Source organism: Streptomyces sp. NPDC051740, from assembly GCF_044453165.1.
In the GTDB taxonomy this organism is placed as follows: domain Bacteria; phylum Actinomycetota; class Actinomycetes; order Streptomycetales; family Streptomycetaceae; genus Streptomyces; species Streptomyces atrovirens.
Genome location: NZ_JBITCL010000008.1, coordinates 289,949 through 313,112, shown reverse-complemented (window position 1 = coordinate 313,112; position 23,164 = coordinate 289,949). Strand labels below are relative to the sequence as shown.

Genomic DNA, 23,164 nt, shown 5'->3' with positions numbered 1-23,164 from the left:
CAGGAGCGCGCTCAGGCGCCTTGGGCGTCAAGCTCCCGGTAGGGGTTGCCCTCCGCCGGAGTCACCCGCCAATAGGTCTCGACCATGGCCTTGTACTGCCGATGGGCCGGATTCAGGCCCGTGTGTTTCAGCGCCCAGATCTCCACATGCTCAGGGGAGTCGTCCGACGCCGGCGCCTCTGCCCCGCACGTCATACACAGGGCGGAATAGACGGCCTGCGGATCACCCTCGCCGACTTCCGTCCCCAGCGCCCATTCAGCCGCTTTGACGATCGAACGCGTCACACTTCCCCCCGGCTCCGCCTGTTCACTTCCGCCACCCGGGCGCGCAGCCTCGCATCCGTCCTCGTCCGGCAACGTGGGCAGGCGCAGGGCGGGAACCTGTCGAAGAGTTCCGGTACGTCGGCAGGCTTGACGGTCCACAACGGCCGTACCTGGGTGCGGACACCTGTCCGCGGGTTGATCCGGTAGACCTCAATGGTCATCGTCACCGGGCATCCCCCCAGGAATTCACCCAGGGCCCCGCCCATGCCTGAGCGTCCGTACGGTTGGCCCTGGGCAAGGCGCCCAGATGTGCCACGTAGGGTCGGACGAGCGCGCCTGTCGGCTCCCAGGCTTCTTCCGCCTCCCCATCGCGGAGCAACCGCGTCCGCGGAGGCGTCGGGCACCCTTTCGTACGAAGCCGGTGCACAGTGACCAGCCGGGCACCAAAAACACATGGTGCTGGAGGGAACTGCACCCTTCGAGGTGCTACGGCGGTCGCTGCGTGTCGGCTGTGCCTGCCAGGGGTACGCGGTCCGAACAGGACCGCCCTCAGCCAGTCGAGCAGCTGCGTGATAAGCATGGGTTGTCGACGCTCCTCGTAAGCGTTGGCCACGCCCCGGGGCCGTTCGCGCGGTCGCCGGGGTCCTTGCGTCTCACCAGGCTGACGCACCCTCAAGGAGCTTTCGGTGCAGTTCCGGCGACGCTTGGGACGTTTCAGCGGTAACGTGAAAAAACGCCCAAACGTCCTCGGGGGAAGTATTGAACAGCGCACTGAGATCGGCTATGCGGTCGGCCAACCTGTCGCCCAGGCAGTTGGCGGTACGGGTAGGCGTCTCCGACAAGACAGTGGAACGGTGGGTGGCGGACGCTGAATTGATCCCGCACGCCAGAAACCGGGAAGACGCCTGCAGAATGCTGGGAGTTGACGAAGAGATGCTGTGGCCGAAAGCGGTGAAGGACCGAATCAAGTCCGGTGGGGACCGCGAGATCATCCATTCCTACCCCTACCGGTCCTCCTGTCCCTCGACGGTCTGGGCCGAACTCGTCGAGAAGTCCACGACGGACATCCTCTTCGCGGGGTACACGAACTACTTCCTCTGGATCGACCAGCCCGCGTTCGTGTCGACCCTGCGCCGGAAACTCGACGGTGGGTGCCGCGTGCGTTTCCTACTGGGCGACCCTGACGGCGAGACAACGCGCAACCGCGAGCAGATCGAAGACGTGGCCCTCACCGTTTCCACGCGCATCCGGATCACTCTTGAGCACCTGAGCAAACTCGGTACGCACGAGGGTCTGGAAGCACGTTTCTCCGCGGCGAGCGACGCGACCAGTCACGTCTCACTGTCGGTCTTCCGTTTCGACGACGAGGCGCTCGTCACGCCTCATCTGGCCCGCCTGGTCGGGCACGACTCGCCTCTGCTGTACCTGCGGAAGCTCGGCGGCACCGGAATGTTCGCCCGGTTCACCGACCATGCCGAAGAGTTGTGGTCGAGAGGAATCCCGATGGGTTCTCAGGGCTAGGGCGCAGAACGGCCCGGGGCCGACCGCGTGTGCGCGGTCGGCCCCGGGCCGTCGTGGTCCGCCGAGGGCGGAGGGCCCGCTACTTGAGGTAGACGACGCCGTCCGTGGTGATGGCCGGACGGCCGCTGGTGCCAACGACGACGATCTTGATCGTGTGCTTGGCGCTGCCGCTCCAGGTCTTGGTCCAGATCGCGTCGCGGTACTTGGTGGTGGACGACTTCAGGTCCACGGTGGCGGTCTTGGCGCCGTCCACGTAGATGTGGGCCTGGCCGGAGGTGGTGGCGCGGGAGACGGTCCAGGCGACGGACCGGCCGGTGAAGGTCCAGCTCAGCGAGGCGTTCTTGGAGGAGCTGGAGTACGACTTGCCGCCGAGGTAGCTGGAGGAGGACTTGGTCGTCCAGGTGCCGGACTTGGTGGCGGAGCTCTCCTGGAGGATGACCGGGGTGCCGGCGACCGAGGCGGTGGCGGTGTTGCCGGCCCGGTCGTAGGCCTTCAGCGACCAGGTGGTGGCGGCGCCGGACTTGGCGGTGTGGCTGGCGCTGGTGGTCGTGGGTCCGTAGGTCTTGGCGGTCGGGGCGGTGAGCCGGACCTCCTTCAGCGCGGCGCCGTCGGTGGCCTTCCACTTCAGTGTCAGCGGAACGGCGGCGGTGTTGACGGTGCCGGTGCGCAGGGCCAGGTTCGGCTTGGTGGTGAAGGTGGGGGCGGTGGTCTCGGCGACGACGGTCGCGGCCGCCGTGATGGTCGTCCTGCCCGACTGGTGGACGGCGCGGACGGCCACCTGGTGGGTGCCGGCGGCCAGGGTGGCCGTGGCGGAGGTGGCGGTGCCGGCGGTGGTGGCCACGGTCTTGCCGTCCGCCAGGAGTTCGTACTTCGAGATGAGCGCGGCCGGGGTGGTGGCCGACCAGTTCACCGTGATGCCGGCCTTGGTGTAGGTGGTGGAGCCGGAGGTGCTGTTGCCGGTGACGGACTTCAGGGTGAGGCCGGAGACCGGACCGCCCGCCCAGGTGCGGACGGTGGCGAGCTTGTTGTAGAAGGCGTCGCCGGGGCACTGGGTGTTGTAGCCGTCGCGGTGGCCGTGGATCGCGGGCAGGGTCAGTCGGTCGCCCTTGGCCCAGGTCTTCCCGGTGTAGCTGCGCCCGCTGTCGCCCGCGGTGAGGGTGGCGGTGCCGGTGGGGGCGACACCGTACTGGCCGAGCTTCCACGCGGCGATCCGGGCGACGGAGGTCATGGCGGCCGTGGAGGGCGCGGTGGAGGTGTAGGTGCCCAGCACGGATATGCCGGTGGTCTCGCTGTTGAAGCCGTAGGCGTGGGCGCCCGTCACCGGCCGGTCGACTCCGCCCTTGCGGCCCTCGTAGACCGTGCCGCACTTGTCGACCAGGAAGTTGTAGCCCACGTCCTTCCAGCCCAGCTGCTTCACGTGGTACGCGTAGATGCCGCGCACCACGGCCGGGCCCTGGGCGCAGGTGTAGTCGTTGGACTCGGCGGTGTGGTGCGCCACGACCGCCTTGACCTTCCCGTCGGGCAGGTAGCTCGGCTCCTCCGGGCTGATCGACTCGTCCGCGCCCCAGGCGGCGCGGGAGGTGATCTGCGGGCGCGGCGCGGTGGACGGCGGCGCGGGCGGGACGCTCACCGAAGGGCTGGGGGAGGCGGTGGGCGAGGAGGTGTCCGGGGCGGACGGCGTGACGGGGGCCGACGGCTCGGTCACCGAGGGCTCCGGTGCCGAGGGCTCGGAGGGGGACGGCTCGGGCGGCGTCTCGGAGGCGGGGGTCTCCGGGAGGGTGGCGTCCGGCTGCGGCTCGGTGCCGGTGCCGGTGTCCGGCTCGGTGGTCGAGGGGATGGGCTCCTCGCTCTCCTCGGCCCCTTCGGCCACGTACGCCGCCGGCTCCAGCGCGGTGACCTCGCCGCTGCCGGGGTCGACCATGTCCAGTCGCAGGCCCTTCGGCAGCCTGGCCGAGTCCTTTCCGTCGACCCGCGCCTCGACGCCGTCGGACGGGCCCACCCACGCCGGCTCGGTACCGCCGCGCGCGGCGCCGCTCTCCCCCTGGCCGCTGTCGCCGTCCAGCGTCAGCCACCGCGACCAGTTCCGCGTACCGGCGGCCCGGGTGCGGACCTCGACCGTGCCGCCGACGCGGGCGGACGGGTCGGACCAGGTCACACCGAGCATGCTGAACGGCCCGGTGTCCCGCTTGCCCAGGGCGGCGGAGGTCCCGTCCCCGGAGACCCGCAGCGCGGTGGTCTCCGCCTTGCTGGTGACGGGCCCCGGCGCACCGCCGGCGTGGGAGCCGCCGCTCTCCTGTCCCGTCATGGCCTGAAGGACGAGTGCCCCGGACAGGCCGGCCGCGACGACCGCGGACGCCTTCCAGAAATGCCGTGGTGTGCGCATGTCGGTTCGCGAGGTCCTTCTGCGTGAGGGAGGAACGGAGCGGGAAATCCGCCGCCCGGACTGGCGTCACGCAGGAGACTCACACGAAGGGGTGAAGGTTGTACGACAGTGTTGACGCCCTGGGGCAAGAAGATCGGAAACCGGTCACGCGGGGCCGGTCCGACGGCTTGCCGCCCCCGTCGCGCTTCTCATCCGTCCGCGCAGGTCTCCCGCACGTAGCCGGGACTCCCCTTCGTCACGAGGTCCAGGTCACGGCGGACGACGCCGATGTCGTCGCCCCAGCCGTCGCAGGCCGCTCGCAGCCCTCGCTCGCTGTACTCGACGACCACGACGTGGGGGCCGAACGCGCTGACGTAGTCACCGCACTCCTCGTACATCCCGCACTCCTCCACCACGGCGAAGTCGAGACCCACCTCCTTGCGCGCCGGGGCCAGTTCGGCGGTGTTCTTCTGGCCGATGGCCAGGCCCTTCTCGTGCGCGTGCGAGGCGAGCAGCGTGAGGAAGGCCTTGGCGTCGTCCGCGCTCAGCAGGTTGCCCGGGGCCCGCGTGTAGCTGTCGTAGTTGTCGGGCTCGACGGCCTGGAACCCCTTGGACGCGCACTGGTCGATCCAGCCGTTCACCTTCTCGGCGATCCGTTCACGCTTGGCGGCGGTGCTGATGTCGAGCATCGCCTCGCCCCACTCCTCGTCCATGACCACTCTGTCGGCGCCGTCGCGCAACAGGAGGTCGGGGTCCCAGCTCTTGTCCTCCCCGGGCTGGGCCTGGAAGGCGTTGACGTAGCAGATGTTGTAGGCGCCGGGCGCGGGGGACGCCGTGTGGTCGCGGGCAACGATGTCCACCCCGTCCGGCGGTGCGTAGGCGCCGCCGAGCTGGTAGTCGAATCCGGCGTGCACAGGCGGCAGGACGGGCTTGCCCGCGCCCTGGCCGTCGCCGGGGGCGCCGCCCGTGCACGCCGTGACCAGGAAGGGGAGGAGAACGGCCGCTACCGCGAGCGGCGACGGGAGGCGGCGGGCGGGGGGCCGGCTGGTGCGCATGGCTGACGGGCTCCGTGGGGGAACACTCCCGCCCCGGACCTGGCGGCGGAATGGCGACTCGGGGGCGGGCTTGCCGTGGTGGAGCGGCTCCACCGGCTGGGCGTGTCCGTGGGCCAAAGGCTCGCCGTCAGCCACTCGGAAAGCTAGACGATCACGAAACCGCACGTCCAGCCGGGTGGCCGGACACCGGCAGCCACCGGGGCCGGTTCGTGTCCGTCGGGAGTCCCCAGCGGCACGCGGGCCTCGGCGCCCGGTCCCGAACACGGGTGGCGCGGATGCGGAGCCGCTCCACCTCGATGAGCCCCGGCGGTGACGGGCCGCGGTCCCCGTCCCGTTGCCGTGGGACGGCCGCTGCCCGGCCTCACCGGGTGCTCGCGTCCGGGCCGTTCCGAGGCCGGCGGCCAGGATCTGCGGGGGCATGCCCGGCCGCCCGTTCACTAACAGGTACATGACATTCGGCCCGACCGTCCCCCCGGCCCCTTCCCCCGTCACCACAACGAAGAGTCCGGCCCCGCCGCCCCACGCGGCGGGGCCGGAACCCCAAGATCTTCATGAGTCCTCTAGAAGACCGACTCCGCCTCGTCCATCCGGTCCTTCGGGACCGTCTTCAGCTCGGTGACCGCCTCCGCCAGCGGCACCATCACGATGTCGGTCCCCCGCAGGGACGTCATCTTGCCGAACTCGCCCCGGTGCGCCGCCTCCACCGCGTGCCAGCCGAAGCGGGTGGCGAGGACACGGTCGTACGCCGTCGGGGTGCCGCCGCGCTGGACGTGGCCGAGGATGACCGGCTTGGACTCCTTGCCGAGCCGGCGCTCCAGCTCGTACGCCAGGGCCGTGCCGATGCCCTGGAAGCGCTCGTGGCCGAACTTGTCGATCTCGCCCTTGCCGTAGTCCATGGTGCCGTCGGCCGGGTGCGCGCCCTCGGCGACGCAGATCACCGCGAACTTCTTGCCGCGGGCGAAGCGTTCCTCCACCATCTTGGCCAACTGGGCCGGGTCGAAGGGGCGCTCGGGCAGGCAGATGCCGTGGGCGCCGGCCGCCATGCCGGACTCCAGGGCGATCCAGCCCGCGTGCCGGCCCATGACCTCGACGACCATCACGCGCTGGTGCGACTCGGCGGTGGTCTTGAGGCGGTCCATCGCCTCCGTGGCGACGCCGACCGCCGTGTCGAAGCCGAAGGTGCGGTCGGTGGAGGAGATGTCGTTGTCGATCGTCTTCGGGACGCCGACCACGGGCAGACCCGCGTCGGACAGCATGCGGGCCGCGGTGAGCGTGCCCTCGCCGCCGATCGGGATCAGCGCGTCGATGCCGAAGTCGCGGATCATGTCGGAGGCGTTCTCGCAGGCCTCGCGGAGGCGGTCGCGCTCCAGCCGGGAGGAGCCCAGTATGGTGCCGCCCCGGGCCAGGATGCCGCTGACCGCGTTGAGGTCGAGGGGCCGGTAGCTGCCGTCCAGCAGACCGGAGTAGCCGTCCTCGAAGCCGATGACCTCGTCGCCGTAGTTGTCGACCGCCCGGTGCACGACCGACCGGATCACTGCGTTCAGTCCAGGGCAGTCGCCGCCTGCGGTGAGTACTCCTATGCGCATCGTGCTGAGTCTCCTGGTCGCTGTCGATACCGGTGAGCCAGTCCCGATTGTTTCACGTCCCCCCGGGCGCCGCCGACGCCGTACGGGTGAGCGCCCTAGCCAGCACCGGAGGTATTGTCAAGAGGGGTCCGCTCACCTGGGTGGGCGATTTTTTGCGACCCCGCCGAAGACCCTTGCGGCCCTCGACGAAACGGAGAGCGCGCGTGACCCGCAGCGTGTACGTGACCGGTATCGACCGCGGCGACGGCCGCCAGGTCGTCGAACTCGGGGTCATGGAGCTCCTGACCAGGCAGGTCGACCGGGTGGGCGTCTTCCGCCCCCTGGTGCACGACGGGCCCGACCGCCTCTTCGAACTGCTGCGCGCCCGGTACCGGCTCACCCAGGACCCGTCGACCGTCTACGGCCTCGACTACCACGATGCGTCCGCCCTCCAGGCCGAGCAGGGCACGGACGAGCTGGTGTCGACCCTCGTCGAACGGTTCCACCGGGTCGCCCGCGACTACGACGTCGTCCTCGTCCTCGGCACCGACTACGCCGACACCCAGCTCCCGGACGAGCTGAGCCTGAACGCCCGGCTCGCCAACGAGTTCGGCGCCTCCGTGATCCCGGTCGTCGGCGGCCGCAAGCAGGCCGCCGAGGCGGTGCGCGCCGAGACCCGCAACGCCTACCGCGCCTACGACACCCTGGGCTGCGACGTGCTCGCCATGGTGGTCAACCGGGTCGCCCGCGAGGACCGCGACGAGCTCGCCGAGCGGCTCGCCACCCGGCTCCCGGTGCCCTGCTACGTGCTGCCCGACGAGCCGGCGCTGTCCGCCCCGACCGTCTCCCAGATCGTCCACGCCCTCGGTGCGAAGGTGGTGCTCGGCGACGACTCGGGGCTCGCCCGCGACGCCCTGGACTTCGTGTTCGGCGGCGCGATGCTGCCGAACCTCCTCGCCGCCCTGACCCCGGGCTGCCTGGTCGTCACGCCGGGCGACCGCGCCGACCTGGTCGTCGGTTCGCTGGCCGCGCACAGCGCCGGCACCCCACCGATCGCCGGGGTGCTGCTGACCCTGGACGAGGTGCCCGGCGAGCGCATCCTCACCCTCGCCGACCGGCTCGCCCCCGGCACGCCGGTGCTGTCGGTGCCGAGCAACAGCTTCCCCACCGCCGAGCAGCTCTTCTCCCTGGAGGGCAAGCTGAACGCGGCCACCCCGCGCAAGGCGGAGCGGGCGCTCGGCCTGTTCGAGCGGTACGCCGACACCGCGGACCTCACCAAGCGGGTCTCCGCGCCCAGCAGCGACCGCGTGACCCCGATGATGTTCGAGCACAAGCTGCTGGAACAGGCCCGTTCCGACCTGCGCCGGGTCGTGCTCCCCGAGGGCACCGAGGAGCGGGTGCTGCACGCGGCGGAGGTGCTGCTGCGCCGGGGCGTGTGCGAGCTGACCCTGCTCGGCGACGTCGACCAGATCCGCAAGAAGGCCGCCGACCTGGGCATCGACCTCGGTGACAGCCGGCTGATCGACCCGGCCACCTCCGAGCTGCGGGACTCCTTCGCCGAGCAGTACGCCGCCCTGCGCGCCCACCGGGGCGTCACCGTGGAGCTGGCCTACGACGTCGTCTCCGACGTGAACTACTTCGGCACGCTGATGGTGCAGGAGGGGCTTGCCGACGGCATGGTGTCGGGCTCGGTGCACTCCACGGCCGCGACGATCCGGCCGGCCTTCGAGATCATCAAGACCGAGCCGGACGCGGGCATCGTCTCGTCCGTCTTCTTCATGTGCCTGGCCGACAAGGTGCTGGTCTACGGCGACTGCGCGGTCAACCCGGACCCGGACGCCGAGCAGCTCGCCGACATCGCCGTGCAGTCGGCGGTCACGGCGGCGCGTTTCGGGGTGGAACCGCGGATCGCGATGCTGTCGTACTCGACCGGTACGTCCGGTACGGGCGCCGACGTCGACAAGGTGCGCGCCGCCACCGAGCTGGTGCGCTCGCGCCGGCCCGATCTGCGGATCGAGGGGCCCATCCAGTACGACGCCGCCGTGGAGCCGTCGGTCGCGGCGACCAAGCTGCCCGGCTCGGAGGTGGCCGGGCAGGCGACGGTGCTGATCTTCCCCGACCTGAACACCGGCAACAACACCTACAAGGCCGTGCAGCGCTCGGCCGGCGCCATCGCCGTCGGGCCGGTGCTCCAGGGTCTGCGCAAGCCGGTCAACGACCTGTCCCGGGGCGCCCTCGTCCAGGACATCGTCAACACCGTCGCCATCACGGCGATCCAGGCCCAGTCCCCGACCGAGAAGGCGACCGCCCAGTGAGCTCCACGCGTGTCCTCGTCCTCAACTCCGGCTCCTCGTCGGTGAAGTACCAGCTGCTGGACATGCGCGACAGCAGCCGGCTGGCCGCCGGGCTGGTCGAGCGGATCGGTGAGCGGACCTCCCTCGTCCGGCACACCCCGCTCGCGGCGGGCGGCGGGACCCGGGAGCGGACCGGCCAGGTCGTCGACCACGGTGCCGCGCTGAAGGCGATGGCCGAGGAGCTGGCCGCCGACGGGCTCGGACTCGACTCCCCCGAGCTGACCGCGATCGGCCACCGGGTGGTGCACGGCGGGAAGCACTTCACCGAGCCGACGGTGATCGACGACCGGGTGCTGGCCGAGATCGAGCGGCTGATCCCGGTCGCCCCGCTGCACAACCCGGCCAACCTCACCGGCATCCGCACCGCCATGACGCTGCGCCCGGACCTGCCGCAGGTCGCCGTCTTCGACACCGCCTTCCACACCACGATGCCCGAGTCGGCCGCCCGCTACGCGATCGACGTCGAGACCGCCGACGCGCACCGCATCCGCCGCTACGGCTTCCACGGCACCTCGCACGCGTACGTCTCGCGGGCGACGGCCGAGCTGCTGGGCAAGGAGCCCGGGGAGGTGAACGTCATCGTGCTGCACCTGGGCAACGGGGCGTCCGCCTCGGCTGTACGGGGCGGGAGGTGCGTGGACACCTCCATGGGGCTGACGCCCTTGGAGGGGCTCGTGATGGGTACGCGGTCCGGAGACATGGACCCGGCCGTCATCTTCCATTTGATGCGTGTTGGCGGAATGTCCGCCGACGAGATCGACACTCTCCTCAACAAGAAGAGCGGTCTGGTCGGACTCTGCGGTGACAACGACATGAGGGAGATCCGGCGCCGGATCGACGAGGGCGACGAACAGGCGAAGCTGGCGTTCGACATCTACATTCACCGTCTGAAGAAGTACATCGGCGCCTATTACGCCGTTCTCGGACGGGTGGACGCGGTGGCCTTCACCGCCGGGGTCGGCGAGAACGCCGCTCCGGTGCGGGAGGCGGCCGTGGCGGGCCTGGAGGGGCTGGGCCTGGCGGTGGACGGCGGGCGCAACGCCGTACGCGGCGGCGGGCCGCGGCTGATCTCGCCCGAGGGCGCGCGGGTCGCGGTCGCGGTGGTACCGACGGACGAGGAAATGGAGATCGCTCAGCAGACATACGCACTGGTCGGAAAGAACAACTGAGCAGGGACTTCCTCATTTGTATCTTCCGCCAGACGGAATATTCCGTAGCGAAACAAACCGATAGGATCGCCCCATGCGCCGTTCGAAAATCGTCTGTACTCTCGGCCCCGCGGTCGACTCCCACGAGCAGCTCGTCGCTCTGATCGAAGCCGGCATGAACGTGGCCCGCTTCAACTTCAGCCACGGCTCGCACGCCGAGCACCAGGGCCGGTACGACCGGGTCCGTGCCGCCGCCAAGGAGACGGGCAGGGCCATCGGTGTCCTCGCCGACCTCCAGGGCCCGAAGATCCGCCTGGAGACCTTCGCCGAGGGTCCCGTCGAGCTGGTCCGCGGTGACGAGTTCACCATCACCACCGAGGACGTCCCGGGCGACAAGACGATCTGCGGAACGACCTACAAGGGCCTGCCCGGTGACGTGGCCAAGGGCGACCAGATCCTGATCAACGACGGCAACGTCGAGCTGAAGGTCACCGAGGTCGACGGCCCCCGCGTGAAGTCGATCGTCATCGAGGGCGGTGTCATCTCCGACCACAAGGGCATCAACCTGCCCGGCACGGCGGTGAACGTGCCCGCGCTGTCCGAGAAGGACATCGAGGACCTGCGGTTCGCCCTGCGGATGGGCTGCGACCTGGTCGCCCTGTCCTTCGTGCGGGACGCCAAGGACGTCGCCGACGTCCACCGCGTGATGGACGAGGAGGGCCGCCGGGTCCCCGTCATCGCCAAGGTGGAGAAGCCGCAGGCGGTGGAGAACATGGAGGGCGTCGTGGCGGCCTTCGACGCCGTCATGGTCGCGCGCGGCGACCTGGCCGTCGAGTACCCGCTCGAGAAGGTCCCCATGGTGCAGAAGCGCCTGATCGAGCTCTGCCGGCGCAACGCCAAGCCGGTGATCGTGGCGACCCAGATGATGGAGTCGATGATCACCAACTCCCGTCCGACCCGCGCCGAGGCCTCCGACGTGGCCAACGCGATCCTGGACGGCGCCGACGCGGTCATGCTGTCGGCCGAGTCGAGCGTGGGCGCGTACCCGATCGAGACCGTGCGGACGATGTCGAAGATCGTCCAGGCGGCCGAGCAGGAGCTGCTCTCCAAGGGCCTGCAGCCGCTGGTGCCGGGCAAGAAGCCGCGCACCCAGGGCGGTTCGGTGGCCCGCGCCGCCTGCGAGATCGCCGACTTCCTCGGCGGCAAGGGCCTGGTGGCCTTCACCCAGTCCGGCGACACGGCCCGGCGGCTGAGCCGCTACCGCGCCACCCAGCCGATCCTGGCGTTCACCACGGACGAGTCCACCCGCAACCAGCTCGCGCTCAGCTGGGGCGTGGAGCCGTACGTCGCGCCGTTCGTGAACAGCACCGACGAGATGGTCGAGCTGGTGGAGCAGGAGCTGCTCAAGCTGCACCGCTTCAGCGAGGGCGACACCGTGATCATCACGGCCGGCTCGCCCCCCGGCGTCCCCGGCACCACCAACATGGTCCGCGTCCACCACCTGGGCGGCACGACCGGCTGACCGTGAGGGGCCTGTACGGCACCGAGGGCGTCCCCCGTGGTCTCACGGGGGACGCCCTCGGTGTGTTGTGTGTTGCGGCTCCCGGGGGTCCTGGTGGCGTTCAGCCGGTGGTGATGTACTGCTGGAGCCCGGGGACGTGCAGGGTGCCGCCGAACTGGCCGGCCTGCTTCACCGTCACCTTGGTGAAGTAAATCAGCGGGATGTCCAGCGGGGGCGGGTGCTCCGGGTCGAACGTGATCGGGATCAGGCCGAGCAGGTTGCCGGAGATGCTCTCGGTGTACATCACGGTGTCGCCGTCGCGGATCGTGGACGTCGACCCCTTGGCCGCCCGCACGTGGTGGGTCGCGCCGGACTGCTCGTCCTTGACCGTCTGGTGCAGGTCCCCGATGTCGGTGCCGTCGGAGATGACGTACTTCAGCACCCTCTTGGTGGCGCCGCTCGCCGTCCGCACCTCGACGATGCCCTTGTACGAGGCGCCCTTCAGCGTCAGCGAGCTGGCGTTGAGGGTCCAGGGGTCGTCGGGCAGCAGGAGCTCGTTGTCGACGCCGCCCTCGGCGTCGGTGGCGACCGGGCAGTCCTCGGGGTCGACCATGGCCGACTCGGAGGGGCTGGGGGAGGCGGGGGTCTCGGGGGTCCCGGTGGCCTCTTCGGTGGCTTCCTCGGCCGTCTCCTCGGTGTCCTCGGCGGTCTCCGAGGCCTTGTCGCCGGTGTCCTCGGCGGTGTCCTTCGCCGCTTCGGTGACCTTCTCGGTGACCTTCTCGGTGGTCTCCTCGGCGGTTTCGGCCGCGTCCCCGGCCGTGTCGTCCTCCGTGGCGGAGGCGGACGGGGCGGGGCTCGCCTCGGCCTCCTTCGGGGTGAAGACGTCCTTGAGGGCGTCTCCGAGGTCCTCCAGGAGGTTGCGGTCGGTCTCCGAGGGCTCCGGCTCGGGCTCGGCCGTGTCCTCGGCGGCGGAGGCCGAGGGGGCGGGCGCCGGTTCGTCCTTGTCGTCGGAACCTGAATCCGACGAAGAGGACGTGTCCTTGTCCGTGTCCTTGTCCGCCTCGGGGGCCTTCTGCTCGCCGGAGGTCCCCGCCGAGGGCTCCTCGTCCGCGGACGCGCTCCCGCTCGCCGACGCGAACGGTGTGGGCGACGCGGAGGCGTCGTCCTTCTCGGCGTCCTCGACGATCTCCAGGCAGGCCTGGTACTCGTCGACGGTCAGGCTGTTCGCCGTCGGCGTCCCGTCGTTGCCGTCGGCGAGGGCCAGCGTCGGCGTGAACCCCATCCCCATGAGGACCGCCGTGGGCATCGCCGCCAGGGCGATCGCCTTGCCGCTCGGCACGTGGAACCTGGTGAACAGCGGCTTCTTCGGGGCCGCGTGACGCGGTCCGCGCACCTCGTCAGCCGACACGGTGCCCCCCTGCGGCCCGGACGCCGTCCGCCTCCCCGTCTTCCCCCTTCTCGAAGGAAACGGCCGGGAACTGCGGTGCCACGGAGGGGTCGTGGGGCGTGGCGTCCGGCGCCGCCTCACCCGTGGGCGCGTCGACGCCGTCGTACTCCCCCGCCGCCTCGACCGGCGGCTCGCCCGGCGCCCAGGAGAGCGCGAGCGCCCCGCCGACCAGCGCGAGCAGGAAGCCGATCAGGAAGCCGCCTATGTTGGAGACCACCAGGGACACCAGGGCCAGCAGGATCGACGCGACACCGGCGAAGACCCGGGTGGCGGACTGGAACCACATGGTCAGGCCCAGCGTGACCAGCAGTACGCCGATGATCAGCGACCCCGCGCCGGCCGTCGTCGCCATGGCGAGCGACATGTGGCCCAGCTTGAGCGTGGCGTAGGGGAAGTACGCGATGGGGATGCCACCCAGCAGCGTGAACAGACCGGCCCAGAACGGCCGGGTGCCCCGCCAGTCGCGGAATCGCAGACGCAGCCGGGTGAAGGTCCCGGTGCTCTGGACCGGAGTCTCGGCACTCATGGAAAAAGCTCCCTGGGTCCGGTGGAAGTACGTACCGGCTCGGCCGTAGGCGTGGAGAAGCCGGAAGTGTGGGTCTGTGAGGGTGGCCCGGCATGCGCGGACCGGCCGGGCGGCGGGGCGGAGAAGCGATGGCTTCTCCGCCCCTCGGGGCAGCTCAGCCGCCCCGGGACACCCCGGTGACGGAAGCCGTCTAGTAGCACTCCATCTTGGCGTCCGTGCCGAGACGCATCGACAGGCCGTTCAGCGTGAACGTGCCGGCCGTGGTCGCCCACGCCGTCTGCTCGACGCCGTAGAGGTCGGCCGACTCCGCCTGCTGGGCGAAGCCGCCCGGCAGCACGCTCTCGCCCTCCTTGACGGCGGGGCCGCGGCTCTTGTCCTTGACCGCAACACCGATGTCGATGTTGTTGAACGTCGCATCGGCGTCGAGCTGGGCGACGTCGATGTAGAGGTTCTTGGCCGTGACCGGCTTGTCCTTGTCCCTGCCCGCGTCAAGACGAAGGTAGATCGTCTTGTTGATGACCGGGATCTTCGTCGCCACCGACTGGCACATCTTGGTGATCGTCGCGTCGGTGAACGACGAGATGGCGACCGGAACCTGCGTCTTCTTGTCACCGTCGGTCGACGTGTAGACGGTGTCGATACCGCCGTACTGGGCGAAACCCTCACCGTGCAGGTGACCGGCCGTCACCTTGAACTGCTGGCCGGACACGCTGAACGACGCCGCGAGCGCGCCCTGCGCCAGGCCGACACCCACCGCCGCCGTCGCGAGCACGCTGGGCACCATGACCACAGCGAACCGCTTCCATCTGGTCCCGCCACGCACCTGGGACTCCATATTTCCTCCTTCTCGGACGTACATCTCCTGCCCCGGCCCGTCGCCATGAACGGCGGCCCGGCCGGGCAGGGATGGGAGAAGTGCTACGTCCTCGGGAAGGAGAGCGCCCGAGCTCGACGGCACGTACGACGTGCCCGATCACCGGCGATCACCCCCGAGCGACAACCACTGGTCGCGCCTGACACGCATCACGCACAACCCTGCTGGACAGGCTTCACCGGGTGGGCGAAGACCCCCCTGTCCGAGAACCGGCGTCACTGCCGCCGGTTCTGCTCGGTGGGGACCCAGGAGTTCCCGCGCCCCGACCGGCTGTCGGGATACGGGTAATGGACCGAGCGTCGCCGATCGTGGTCCATTCTCGCCGTCGGCACAAGGGGGTTCGTTACTCGCTGGTAACGGCCGGGTGACCCCGCGACGACCCGACGGCGCCGCACGGCGACACTGGGTTCACCACAAGTGCCGTACAAAACCGTTGATTGACGGACGGAGTCCGACAGATCCACGCCCGCGACTTACTCGCAGTAACAGCGGCCGCGATTACCAAGTTTTGGCAAAGCGCGGCCGCACCGGCATCCGTGATCCGTTCGGCAACTCGAACCTCACACGCCCGAACCCCCGGCAAAACAGCCGGAATCGGGCGGCGACGCCCGGCTGGTTCAGAACAGGGCCCGCGCCAGCGCCCGGCGCGCGGCGACCACCCGCGGGTCGTCGGCGCCGACCACCTCGAACAGCTTCAGCAGCCGCACCCGTACGGTCTCGCGGTCGTCGCCCGCGGTGCGCCCCACCGTCTCGATGAGCCGGCCGAAGGCGTCCTCGACATGGCCTCCCGCCAGGTCCAGGTCGGCGGCGGCGATCTGCGCCTCGGCGTCCCCCGGCTTCTCGGCGGCCTCCTTGCGCACCTGCTGGGGGTCCATCTCCTGCACCCGCTTGAGCAGTTCGGCCTGGGCGAGACCCAGCGTGGCCTCGGGGTTGGTCGGGTCGTCGGCGAGCACGTTCCTGTACGCCTGGACGGCACCGCCGAGGTCACCGCTGTCCAGCGCCTGGACGGCGGCCTCCAGCAGGGCGTCGTACGGACCGACGGCCTCGCCCGGAGCGGCCTGCGCGCCGCCGCCCGGCTCGGCGTCGGGGTCGACGGCGAGGCCGGTCAGGCCGAAGCGCTCCTCACCGACCTGCACCAGCTGGTCCAGGGTCTGGCGGATCTGCGCCTCGCCCGCGGCCCCCTGGAAGAGCGGCAGCGCCTGTCCGGCCACCACCGCGAAGACCGCCGGGATCCCCTGGATCCCGAACTGCTGCATCAGCATCTGGTTGGCGTCGACGTCGATCTTGGCGAGCAGGACGCGCCCGTTGTACTCGACGGTGAGCCGCTCAAGGAGCGGGCTCAGCTGCTTGCAGGGCTCGCACCACTCGGCCCAGAAGTCGATGACGACCGGGACCTCGGTGGACCGCTGCAGGACGTCGCGCTCGAAGCCGGCCTCGTCGACGTCGATAATGAGGTCGGCCGGGGAGATCGCGCCCCCGCCGCCCTGCCGGGCCGCTTCCGCGCGCGCCTGCTCCGCCTTCGCCTTGGCCTCCTGGGCCGCCTTCACCGCGGCGAGGTCGACGACTCCGCTCATGGACATGTTCCGTGGCTGCATGCGTCTATCCTCCCCCGTACTCCGCGTGTGTGTGAAAACGCCCGGGAAAGCCAGGCATACGTGTGCTGCTGACGCCGGGTCCCCACCCCGCGCCGGTGGTCGTCGCTCGGGCACGCCGGTCACGCGTGCTTTCGCTACGGGTCGTAGCGTAATACCGACCGGTCCCCGCTGAACAGGGCGTCCCGGTGATCTCCCTCACGCACGGCCGCACGGAATCCGCCGTTATCGTCGTGCCATGCAGAGCCGCACCCCAGCCGGTCGCACCGGGCGCCCGCGCAGTGCCGCCGCGGACGCCGCGATCCTGGCCGCGACCCGTGCGGCCCTGGTCGAACTGGGCTGGTCCAAGCTCACCTTGGGAGACGTGGCGGTCCGCGCCGGGGTCGCCAAGACCACCCTCTACCGGCGCTGGGCGGGCAAGAACGAACTGGTCGTGGACGCCGTCGCGGAACTCTTCGACGAGCTGACCCTGCCCGACCGCGGCTCGCTCGCCGCCGACATCGAGGGCGTCGTGCTCCAGTTCGCCGCGATCCTGGCCCGCCCGGAGGCCAGGAACGGCCTGATGGCGGTGGTCGCGGAGGCGGCGAGGGACGAGGCCCTGCGGGAACGCATCCGCGCCTCGATCGTGGACCGCCAGAAGCGTCTCGTCCTCGCCGGCCGGGCGCGGGCGCAGGCGCGGGGCGAGCTGCCGCCCGAGTCCGACGCGCAGGAGGCGGAGCGCACGGTCGACCTGATCTTCGACATGGTGGCCGGCGCGGTGGTGCACCGCACCCTGGTGAGCGCGGAACCGGCCGACGAGCAATGGGTGCACGGCTTCACCCGGGTCCTGCTGTCGGGCCTCGCCGCCGCGGGGCCCTGAACCGGCCACGGTCGGCCGGTAGTCGCCTGTCACCGCCCCCGGCGCGCTGCGAGGATCGATGATCACGCCGCACCGGAACGTGCGGGACACCGAGCAGCCAGGGAGGCGCGTATGACCGGGACCGGAACCGAACCCGCCGCCGTACGGATCGACACCTCCAGGCCGCACCCGGCCCGGGTCTACGACTGGTTCCTCGGCGGCAAGGACAACTACCCGGTCGACGAGGAGCTGGGCCGGCAGATCATGGGCGTCGACGGCACGGCCCGGCACGTCGCCCGCACCAACCGCTGGTTCATGCAGCGGGTCACCCGGTGGCTGGCCGGTGAGGCGGGCGTCCGCCAGTACCTGGACATCGGCACCGGCATCCCCACCGAGCCCAATCTGCACCAGGTGGCGCAGGGCATCGCGCCCGAGTCCCGCGTGGTCTACACGGACAACGATCCCATCGTGCTGAAGCACGCCGAGGCTCTTCTGCGCAGCACTCCCGAGGGCGTCACCGACTACGTCCAGGCCGATGTGCGCGATCCCGGCCGCATCCTGGAACAGGCGCGCGAGAAGTTGGACTTCGGCCGGCCGGTGGCGCTGTCCCTGGTCGCGCTGACGCACTTCCTCGGCGACGAGGACGACCCGTACGGGCTGGTGGCGCGGCTCGTCGAGGCGCTGCCCTCCGGCAGCTACCTGGTCCTGTCGCAGCTCACCGCCGACTTCGACCCCGAGGCGGTCGGCCGCGGGGTCGAGATGTACAGGGCGGGCGGCGTCACGCTCGCACCGCGCGGCCGCGCGGAGATCGCCCGCTTCTTCGAGGGTCTGGAGCCGGTGGAGCCGGGCCTGGTCCAGCTGACCGACTGGCATCCCGAGCTCGCGGTCGGGGAGACGGTCGACGAGCACGCGGTGATCTCGCTGTACGGGGCGGTGGCCCGCAAGCCGTGACACGGTCGCACGGCGGGGCCACTCATATCGAGCAAGTTCCGTCGGCCGCCGGATCCCCACCGGGAAACGAGTGGCAAAGCCCTTGCTACGGTGCCCCGATGGCATCGGTCAAGAAGTTCCAGGTCACCTTCGACTGCGCTGAACCCGAGCGCCTCGCCCGTTTCTGGTGCGAGGTGTTGGGGTACGTCGTACCGCCTCCGCCGGAGGGGTTCGCCACTTGGGACGATTACCACCGCTCGCTGCCGTCCGGCCATCAGGTCGTGTGGTTCGCGTGCGTCGATCCCTCAGGTGTGGGCCCGCGGCTGCTCTTCCAGCGCGTCCCCGAAGGCAAGGTCGTCAAGAACCGGGTGCACCTCGACGTGCGGGCCGGTACCGGGCTCGTGGGTGAGGAGCGCCTCGCCACGCTCGAAGCCGAGTGCGCACGGCTGGTCGCGCTCGGCGCGGTACACGAACGCACGCTGTACGCCGACGAGGACAACGAGTCGTGCATCGTGATGCGGGACATCGAAGGCAACGAGTTCTGTCTCGACTGAGCGTCTCCCGGGGCGAGATGAGGAGCCGTCTCCCCGCTGCGGTACCCCGGTCGGCGGGCCGTGACCGGTGGGGCGGAGGCCGGCCGGGTGACCCGCTCGCCGCTCGTCGGCACCGGTCACGGGTTCCGTACCGCCCCGCCGTGCGGGGCGGTCACCGCGGCACGCGCGGAACCGGTCGGGGACGCGCGTCGAGCCGCGGATACGGAGTTCCGAGTTCCCGGCTCCGCGCCGCGGAATCCCGACGGGCGGCGCCGCGCGCCCTCCTCTCCGGTCGTCCGACCGGTGCGCCGCCGTGATCCAAGGGGCTCCGCGCCGCAGAATCCTCGCGGGCGGCGCCCTACGCCGTCCCCTCCGGTCGTCCAACCGGTGTGCCGACGTGATGCATGGGACACAGAAGGGCACTACCTTGCGCATACTCAGACGGGCGCTGGGCACCACGCTCACCGCAGCCCTCGGTTCGCTGCTGCTGACCGTTCCGGGAGCCGCCCCGGCGTTCGCGGCGGGCGGCGTGCCGCTGCCGTTGTACTCCCTCGCCGACATGGAGGTCGACGGGAGCAACCAGCGGGTCTTCCTCAGCATGCCCGCGGGAGCGGACGGCCGGGTCGTGGTGACGGACTACGACGGCGGGAACAGCACCTGGCTGGGCGGCCTGCCGGGCGCCGGCGGGCTGGCCCTCTCGCCCGACTCCCGGACCCTCTACGTGGCCGCGCGGGACATCGACACCATCGTCGCGTACGACACCACGACACTGACGGAGACCGCACGGTACTTCGTGGGCGAGGACACCGCCCCGTGGAGCCTGGCCTTCGCGGGCGGGAGGCTGTGGTTCGGGTACGGCTCCGGCGGGGACCTCGGGTCGGTCGACGTGTCCGGTGCCGAGCCGGTGATCGAGCTCGGTCTGGACGCTTCACTGGACTGGGGGGCGGAGCTCGTCGCCTCCCCCGCCGACCCCGACGTGCTGGTGGCCGGCACGGGCAACCCCAACGTCAACACCCTCACGGTGTACGACGTGGGCAGCGGATCGCCCGATGTGACCGCCCGACGGGTCTTCTCCGGGACCGAGATGAACGGTCTGCGGGACCTGGACGTGACACCCGACGGCCGGAGCGTCGTCGTGGCCGCCCTCATCTCGCCCGGCTACCAGACCTTCCGCCTCGACGACCTCTCGGACCAGGGAGCCCCCGCGGCTTCGCCCTCTCCCCTGGCCGTCGCCGTCGCACCCGACGGCACGGTGACCGGAGGAACCTCCAACAACAGCGCCGCCGCGCCGGACCTGTCCTTCTACGCGCCGGGCGCTCCCGCTCCGCTGACCACGGTCGAGCTGGGCGGTGACACCGAGAGGCTGGTGGAGGAGGGGCTGGCCTGGGCGCCGGACGGGAGCCGGGTCTTCGCCGTGACACAGCAGACCGGCGTCATGGGACTCCGGTTCCACGCGCGGCAGGTCGCCACCACCGTGCAGACCACCCTTGCCCTCCAGGCGCCCCCGACCAGCAGGTGGTACCGGCAACTGACCGTCACCGGCACCCTGGCTCCGGCGGCCGGCTTCGCTCCCGGCACCACCGTCGCGGTGAAGCGCTACGACGCCGCCGCTCCGGAAGGCACCTCGCTGGGCACCGTCACCGTGGCGGCCGACGGTACCTTCGCCGTGACCGACACGCCGCGCAGGACCGGTCAGGTGAGGTACGGCGTGACGTACGCCGGTGACCCCTGGCACACCGCGGCCTCCGCCGAGGTGACCGTGGAGATCACCCGCTACTGACGCGGCCTCCAGCACGGACGTCGCCGTGGCCCGGATCAGGATTCCGGACCACGGCGATCCCCCTCTGCGCGGTCTCGGCGCAGGACACCGGCTCCACACCCGGAACACCTCTGACCGACGGCGCGTCCCGGGCGGCACGACGGCGGAGGCGGTCGCGCCGGCGGACGCTCCCGCCGCCCCTACCGAGTGGCGTCGGGTCTAGAAGCCGGCGGGCTCCGTGTACACACCCCACTCGTCGCGCAGGACACCGCAGATCTCGCCGAGCGTCGCCTCCGCGCGTACGGCGTCGAGCATCGGCTCGATCATGTTGGCGCCGGAGCGCGCGGCGGCGATCATGGCGTCGAGCGCGCCGCGCACCTCGGCGTCGTCGCGGGCGGCCTTGCGCTCGCCGAGGAGCCGCACCTGCTCGCGCTCCACCTCGTGGCTGACGCGCAGGATCTCCAGGTCTCCGGTGACGGACCCGGTGTGGACGTTGACGCCGACGACCCGCTTGTCGCCCTTCTCCAGCGCCTGCTGGTAGCGGAACGCCGACTCGGCGATCTCGCCGGTGAACCAGCCGTCCTCGATGCCGCGCAGGATGCCGGAGGTGATCGGCCCGATCGGGTGCCGCCCGTCCGGGTGGGCCCGCAGGCCCCGCTCCTTGATCTGCTCGAAGATCTTCTCGGCGTCCGCCTCGATGCGGTCGGTGAGCTGCTCGACGTACCAGGAACCGCCCAGCGGGTCGGCGACGTTGCCGACGCCGGTCTCCTCCATCAGCACCTGCTGGGTGCGCAGGGCGATCTCGGCGGCCTGCTCGCTGGGCAGTGCGAGGGTCTCGTCGAGGGCGTTGGTGTGGAGGGAGTTGGTCCCGCCGAGCACGGCGGCCAGGGCCTCCACGGCGGTCCGTACGACGTTGTTGTACGGCTGCTGCGCGGTCAGCGAGACACCGGCGGTCTGGGTGTGGAAGCGCAGCCACTGCGCCTTGTCGCTCTTCGCGCCGTAGACGTCCCGCATCCAGCGCGCCCAGATCCGCCTGGCCGCGCGGAACTTGGCGATCTCCTCGAAGAAGTCGACGTGCGCGTCGAAGAAGAAGGAGAGCCCGGGCGCGAACACGTCCACGTCGAGCCCGCGGCTGAGCCCCAGCTCCACGTACCCGAAGCCGTCCGCGAGCGTGTACGCCAGCTCCTGCGCGGCCGTCGCCCCGGCCTCGCGGATGTGGTACCCGGAGACCGACAACGGCTTGTAGGCGGGGATGCCGGCCGCACAGTGCTCCATCAGGTCACCGATGAGGCGCAGATGGGGCTCGGGCTGGAAGAGCCACTCCTTCTGCGCGATGTACTCCTTGAAGATGTCCGTCTGCAGCGTGCCGTTGAGCACGCCGGGGTCGACGCCCTGGCGCTCGGCGGCGACGAGGTACATGCAGAAGACGGGCACGGCGGGCCCGCTGATCGTCATGGAGGTCGTCACGTCCCCGAGCGGGATGTCCCGGAACAGGACCTCCATGTCGGCGGCCGAGTCGACCGCCACCCCGCAGTGCCCGACCTCGCCCAGGGAGCGCGGGTCGTCGGAGTCGCGGCCCATGAGCGTCGGCATGTCGAAGGCGACGGAGAGCCCGCCCCCGCCGTTGCCGAGGATCATCTTGTACCGCTCGTTGGTCTGCTCGGCGTTGCCGAACCCGGCGAACTGCCGGATGGTCCACGTACGCCCCCGGTAGCCGGTCGGATACAGCCCGCGGGTGAACGGGTACTCCCCCGGCCAGCCGATCCGCTCGAACCCCTCGTAGCTGTCCCCGGTCCGGGGCCCGTACACCGGCTCCACGGGATCGCCGGAGAGCGTGGTGAAATCCGCGTCGCGCTTGCGAGCGGCGTCGTACCGGGCCTGCCAGCGTCGGCGGCCCTCCTCGATGGCGTCAGCGTCCATACCCTCGAATTTACTAGGACGTCCTAGTAAATGTCGATGGGAGACCGCCGCACACTGCTCCGTACGGCGGTGGGATGCGAAACGTTACGCCTTGGCGACCGCAGGGGCTTCCCCGGTGACCTCGCCCTCCAGCTCGCGGCTGATCCTGCGCTCCACGAAGAACGCGGCGGTGGGGACGGTCCCGGCGAGCAGCACCCACAGCTGCTTCTTGACCGGCCACTTCGCCTTGGAACCGAGGTCGAAGGCGAAGATCAGGTAGACGACGTACAGCCATCCGTGGGCGATGCTGACCACCTGCGTGAAGTCGGCCGCCCCGCCCATGTCGAGCGCGTACTTGCCGATCATGCCGAAAGTCAGCGCGACGAGGAGGACACCGGTGACGTAGGCCATGATCCGGTAGCGGGTCAGCACGCTCTTCTTCATGGACACGAGCGTAACGGCCCGTTCCGGGAGATCTTGGCAGGGGTAGGCCCCCCTCGAAGTCAGCGGGTGGCGCCCTCCGGCCACAGGATCCGTACCGGGGTGCCGCCCCGCTCCGCGTACGAGACCGCGTCCGCGGTGCCGCCGAAGCCCCAGGCAGGCTTGCCGTCCCACACCGCGAGGAGTTCGTCGGACAGGCCCACGAGGATCTTCGAGCCCGCCATGTGCGCCTCGGACGTCGACTCGTCCATGCCGGTCTCGTGGACGTCGGACGCCTGCCCCAGCAGGGCGTCATAGGTGGCGTGGTGCCACTCCGGGAGGGCATCGCGGTACCCGGCCGCCGGAATGATCACCTCAAGACGGCCGCCGTGCTTCACCACGGCTTCGGCGAACCAGGCGTCGGGGCCGTCCGCGATGCACGAAACGCCGACCAGCTCGGCGGCGTCATAGGCGCTCACCGCCTCGACGAGCATCTCCCGCACGCGCCGCTCCACGTCCACGCCGAGTCCACGGTGACCGGTGATCCCCACCCGCATGCCTGTCCTCCTACAGATGG

19 protein-coding genes are annotated in these 23,164 nt (G+C 70.7%); 8 read left to right on the top strand and 11 right to left on the bottom strand.

The genetic code is table 11. From position 1 onward, the window contains the following. Window positions 1–11 precede the first annotated feature (11 nt). Window positions 12–284, bottom strand: a complete 273-nt coding sequence (locus ACIA6T_RS16760; protein ID WP_399447220.1) for a hypothetical protein — start codon at window positions 282–284, stop codon at window positions 12–14. Between the two features lie 837 nt (window positions 285–1,121). On the opposite strand from ACIA6T_RS16760, the gene ACIA6T_RS16755 reads away from it, so the two are divergent. Continuing rightward, entirely contained in the window at window positions 1,122–1,784 is a 663-nt protein-coding gene (locus tag ACIA6T_RS16755) for an XRE family transcriptional regulator (protein WP_399447219.1), read from the top strand. A gap of 79 nt (window positions 1,785–1,863) precedes the next feature. Here ACIA6T_RS16755 and ACIA6T_RS16750 read toward each other — a convergent pair whose 3' ends face one another. The 3 genes from ACIA6T_RS16750 to ACIA6T_RS16740 form a co-directional block, all read right to left on the bottom strand. Further along, a complete protein-coding gene (locus ACIA6T_RS16750; protein WP_399447218.1) occupies window positions 1,864–4,167 on the bottom strand; it encodes a peptidoglycan recognition protein in 2,304 nt (767 codons plus the stop codon). A gap of 188 nt (window positions 4,168–4,355) precedes the next feature. Then, the gene (locus ACIA6T_RS16745) at window positions 4,356–5,201 is read right to left on the bottom strand and encodes an endo alpha-1,4 polygalactosaminidase (RefSeq protein WP_399447217.1); all 846 of its coding nucleotides are present in this window, start codon (window positions 5,199–5,201) and stop codon (window positions 4,356–4,358) included. Between the two features lie 560 nt (window positions 5,202–5,761). Next, window positions 5,762–6,787, bottom strand: coding sequence for an ATP-dependent 6-phosphofructokinase (locus ACIA6T_RS16740; RefSeq protein WP_399447216.1), 1,026 nt, complete (start codon window positions 6,785–6,787; stop codon window positions 5,762–5,764). A gap of 203 nt (window positions 6,788–6,990) precedes the next feature. Here ACIA6T_RS16740 and pta point away from each other — a divergent pair, with 203 nt between their 5' ends. The 3 genes from pta to pyk all read left to right on the top strand — a co-directional run bounded on the left by pta (window position 6,991) and on the right by pyk (window position 11,790). Further along, window positions 6,991–9,081 carry a phosphate acetyltransferase gene (pta, locus tag ACIA6T_RS16735; protein ID WP_399447215.1) on the top strand — a complete coding sequence of 697 codons (2,091 nt, stop codon included), beginning with the start codon at window positions 6,991–6,993 and terminating at the stop codon, window positions 9,079–9,081. After that, window positions 9,078–10,289, top strand: coding sequence for an acetate kinase (locus tag ACIA6T_RS16730; RefSeq protein ID WP_399447214.1), 1,212 nt, complete (start codon window positions 9,078–9,080; stop codon window positions 10,287–10,289). Before pta ends, ACIA6T_RS16730 begins: the two co-directional genes overlap by 4 nt. 73 nt (window positions 10,290–10,362) lie before the next feature. Beyond that, window positions 10,363–11,790 (top strand): pyruvate kinase, encoded by a 1,428-nt coding sequence (pyk, locus tag ACIA6T_RS16725; RefSeq protein ID WP_399447213.1) that lies wholly within the window; start codon window positions 10,363–10,365, stop codon window positions 11,788–11,790. 100 nt (window positions 11,791–11,890) lie between these two features. On the opposite strand, the gene ACIA6T_RS16720 is transcribed toward pyk, so the two are convergent. The 4 genes from ACIA6T_RS16720 to ACIA6T_RS16705 all read right to left on the bottom strand — a co-directional run bounded on the left by ACIA6T_RS16720 (window position 11,891) and on the right by ACIA6T_RS16705 (window position 16,211). Further along, window positions 11,891–13,177, bottom strand: coding sequence for a hypothetical protein (locus tag ACIA6T_RS16720; protein ID WP_399447212.1), 1,287 nt, complete (start codon window positions 13,175–13,177; stop codon window positions 11,891–11,893). After that, on the bottom strand, window positions 13,167–13,742 hold the full coding sequence (locus tag ACIA6T_RS16715) for a DUF6114 domain-containing protein (protein ID WP_399447211.1): 576 nt from the start codon (window positions 13,740–13,742) through the stop codon (window positions 13,167–13,169). The genes ACIA6T_RS16720 and ACIA6T_RS16715 overlap by 11 nt, the downstream gene beginning before the upstream one ends. A 190-nt stretch (window positions 13,743–13,932) precedes the next feature. Further along, entirely contained in the window at window positions 13,933–14,577 is a 645-nt protein-coding gene (locus ACIA6T_RS16710) for a DUF6230 family protein (RefSeq protein ID WP_399447210.1), read from the bottom strand. Between the two features lie 656 nt (window positions 14,578–15,233). Then, window positions 15,234–16,211, bottom strand: a complete 978-nt coding sequence (locus tag ACIA6T_RS16705; RefSeq protein WP_399447209.1) for a tetratricopeptide repeat protein — start codon at window positions 16,209–16,211, stop codon at window positions 15,234–15,236. 235 nt (window positions 16,212–16,446) lie between these two features. Between ACIA6T_RS16705 and ACIA6T_RS16700 the strand changes: the two genes are divergently transcribed. From ACIA6T_RS16700 to ACIA6T_RS16685, 4 genes are all read left to right on the top strand, one after another. Next, complete coding sequence (locus tag ACIA6T_RS16700; RefSeq protein WP_399447208.1) at window positions 16,447–17,067, top strand: TetR/AcrR family transcriptional regulator C-terminal ligand-binding domain-containing protein; 621 nt, start codon at window positions 16,447–16,449, stop codon at window positions 17,065–17,067. A 111-nt stretch (window positions 17,068–17,178) separates the two neighbouring features. After that, a complete protein-coding gene (locus ACIA6T_RS16695) occupies window positions 17,179–17,997 on the top strand; it encodes an SAM-dependent methyltransferase (RefSeq protein ID WP_399447207.1) in 819 nt (272 codons plus the stop codon). 98 nt (window positions 17,998–18,095) lie between these two features. Beyond that, entirely contained in the window at window positions 18,096–18,530 is a 435-nt protein-coding gene (locus tag ACIA6T_RS16690; RefSeq protein WP_399447206.1) for a VOC family protein, read from the top strand. A 406-nt stretch (window positions 18,531–18,936) separates the two neighbouring features. Continuing rightward, window positions 18,937–20,289: a YncE family protein gene (locus ACIA6T_RS16685; protein WP_399447205.1), complete on the top strand. Its 1,353-nt coding sequence runs from the start codon at window positions 18,937–18,939 to the stop codon at window positions 20,287–20,289. 198 nt (window positions 20,290–20,487) lie between these two features. Here ACIA6T_RS16685 and ACIA6T_RS16680 read toward each other — a convergent pair whose 3' ends face one another. The 3 genes from ACIA6T_RS16680 to ACIA6T_RS16670 form a co-directional block, all read right to left on the bottom strand. Beyond that, entirely contained in the window at window positions 20,488–22,188 is a 1,701-nt protein-coding gene (locus tag ACIA6T_RS16680; protein ID WP_399447204.1) for a methylmalonyl-CoA mutase, read from the bottom strand. 84 nt (window positions 22,189–22,272) lie between these two features. Then, entirely contained in the window at window positions 22,273–22,611 is a 339-nt protein-coding gene (locus ACIA6T_RS16675) for a DUF3817 domain-containing protein (RefSeq protein WP_399447203.1), read from the bottom strand. A gap of 59 nt (window positions 22,612–22,670) precedes the next feature. Continuing rightward, on the bottom strand, window positions 22,671–23,144 hold the full coding sequence (locus ACIA6T_RS16670; RefSeq protein WP_399447202.1) for a hypothetical protein: 474 nt from the start codon (window positions 23,142–23,144) through the stop codon (window positions 22,671–22,673). Window positions 23,145–23,164: the final 20 nt, after the last annotated feature.

What these genes read in the sequence shown, in the direction of transcription:
- ACIA6T_RS16670 (WP_399447202.1), bottom strand. Translation starts at nt 23,144, where the DNA reads ATGCGGGTGGGGATCACCGGTCACCGTGGACTCGGCGTGGACGTGGAG.
- ACIA6T_RS16750 (WP_399447218.1), bottom strand. Translation starts at nt 4,167, where the DNA reads ATGCGCACACCACGGCATTTCTGGAAGGCGTCCGCGGTCGTCGCGGCC.
- pyk (WP_399447213.1), top strand. Translation starts at nt 10,363, where the DNA reads ATGCGCCGTTCGAAAATCGTCTGTACTCTCGGCCCCGCGGTCGACTCC.
- ACIA6T_RS16745 (WP_399447217.1), bottom strand. Translation starts at nt 5,201, where the DNA reads ATGCGCACCAGCCGGCCCCCCGCCCGCCGCCTCCCGTCGCCGCTCGCG.
- ACIA6T_RS16690 (WP_399447206.1), top strand. Translation starts at nt 18,096, where the DNA reads ATGGCATCGGTCAAGAAGTTCCAGGTCACCTTCGACTGCGCTGAACCC.
- ACIA6T_RS16710 (WP_399447210.1), bottom strand. Translation starts at nt 14,577, where the DNA reads ATGGAGTCCCAGGTGCGTGGCGGGACCAGATGGAAGCGGTTCGCTGTG.
- ACIA6T_RS16700 (WP_399447208.1), top strand. Translation starts at nt 16,447, where the DNA reads ATGCAGAGCCGCACCCCAGCCGGTCGCACCGGGCGCCCGCGCAGTGCC.
- ACIA6T_RS16680 (WP_399447204.1), bottom strand. Translation starts at nt 22,188, where the DNA reads ATGGACGCTGACGCCATCGAGGAGGGCCGCCGACGCTGGCAGGCCCGG.
- ACIA6T_RS16740 (WP_399447216.1), bottom strand. Translation starts at nt 6,787, where the DNA reads ATGCGCATAGGAGTACTCACCGCAGGCGGCGACTGCCCTGGACTGAAC.
- ACIA6T_RS16675 (WP_399447203.1), bottom strand. Translation starts at nt 22,611, where the DNA reads ATGAAGAAGAGCGTGCTGACCCGCTACCGGATCATGGCCTACGTCACC.
- ACIA6T_RS16705 (WP_399447209.1), bottom strand. Translation starts at nt 16,211, where the DNA reads ATGCAGCCACGGAACATGTCCATGAGCGGAGTCGTCGACCTCGCCGCG.
- ACIA6T_RS16695 (WP_399447207.1), top strand. Translation starts at nt 17,179, where the DNA reads ATGACCGGGACCGGAACCGAACCCGCCGCCGTACGGATCGACACCTCC.
- ACIA6T_RS16715 (WP_399447211.1), bottom strand. Translation starts at nt 13,742, where the DNA reads ATGAGTGCCGAGACTCCGGTCCAGAGCACCGGGACCTTCACCCGGCTG.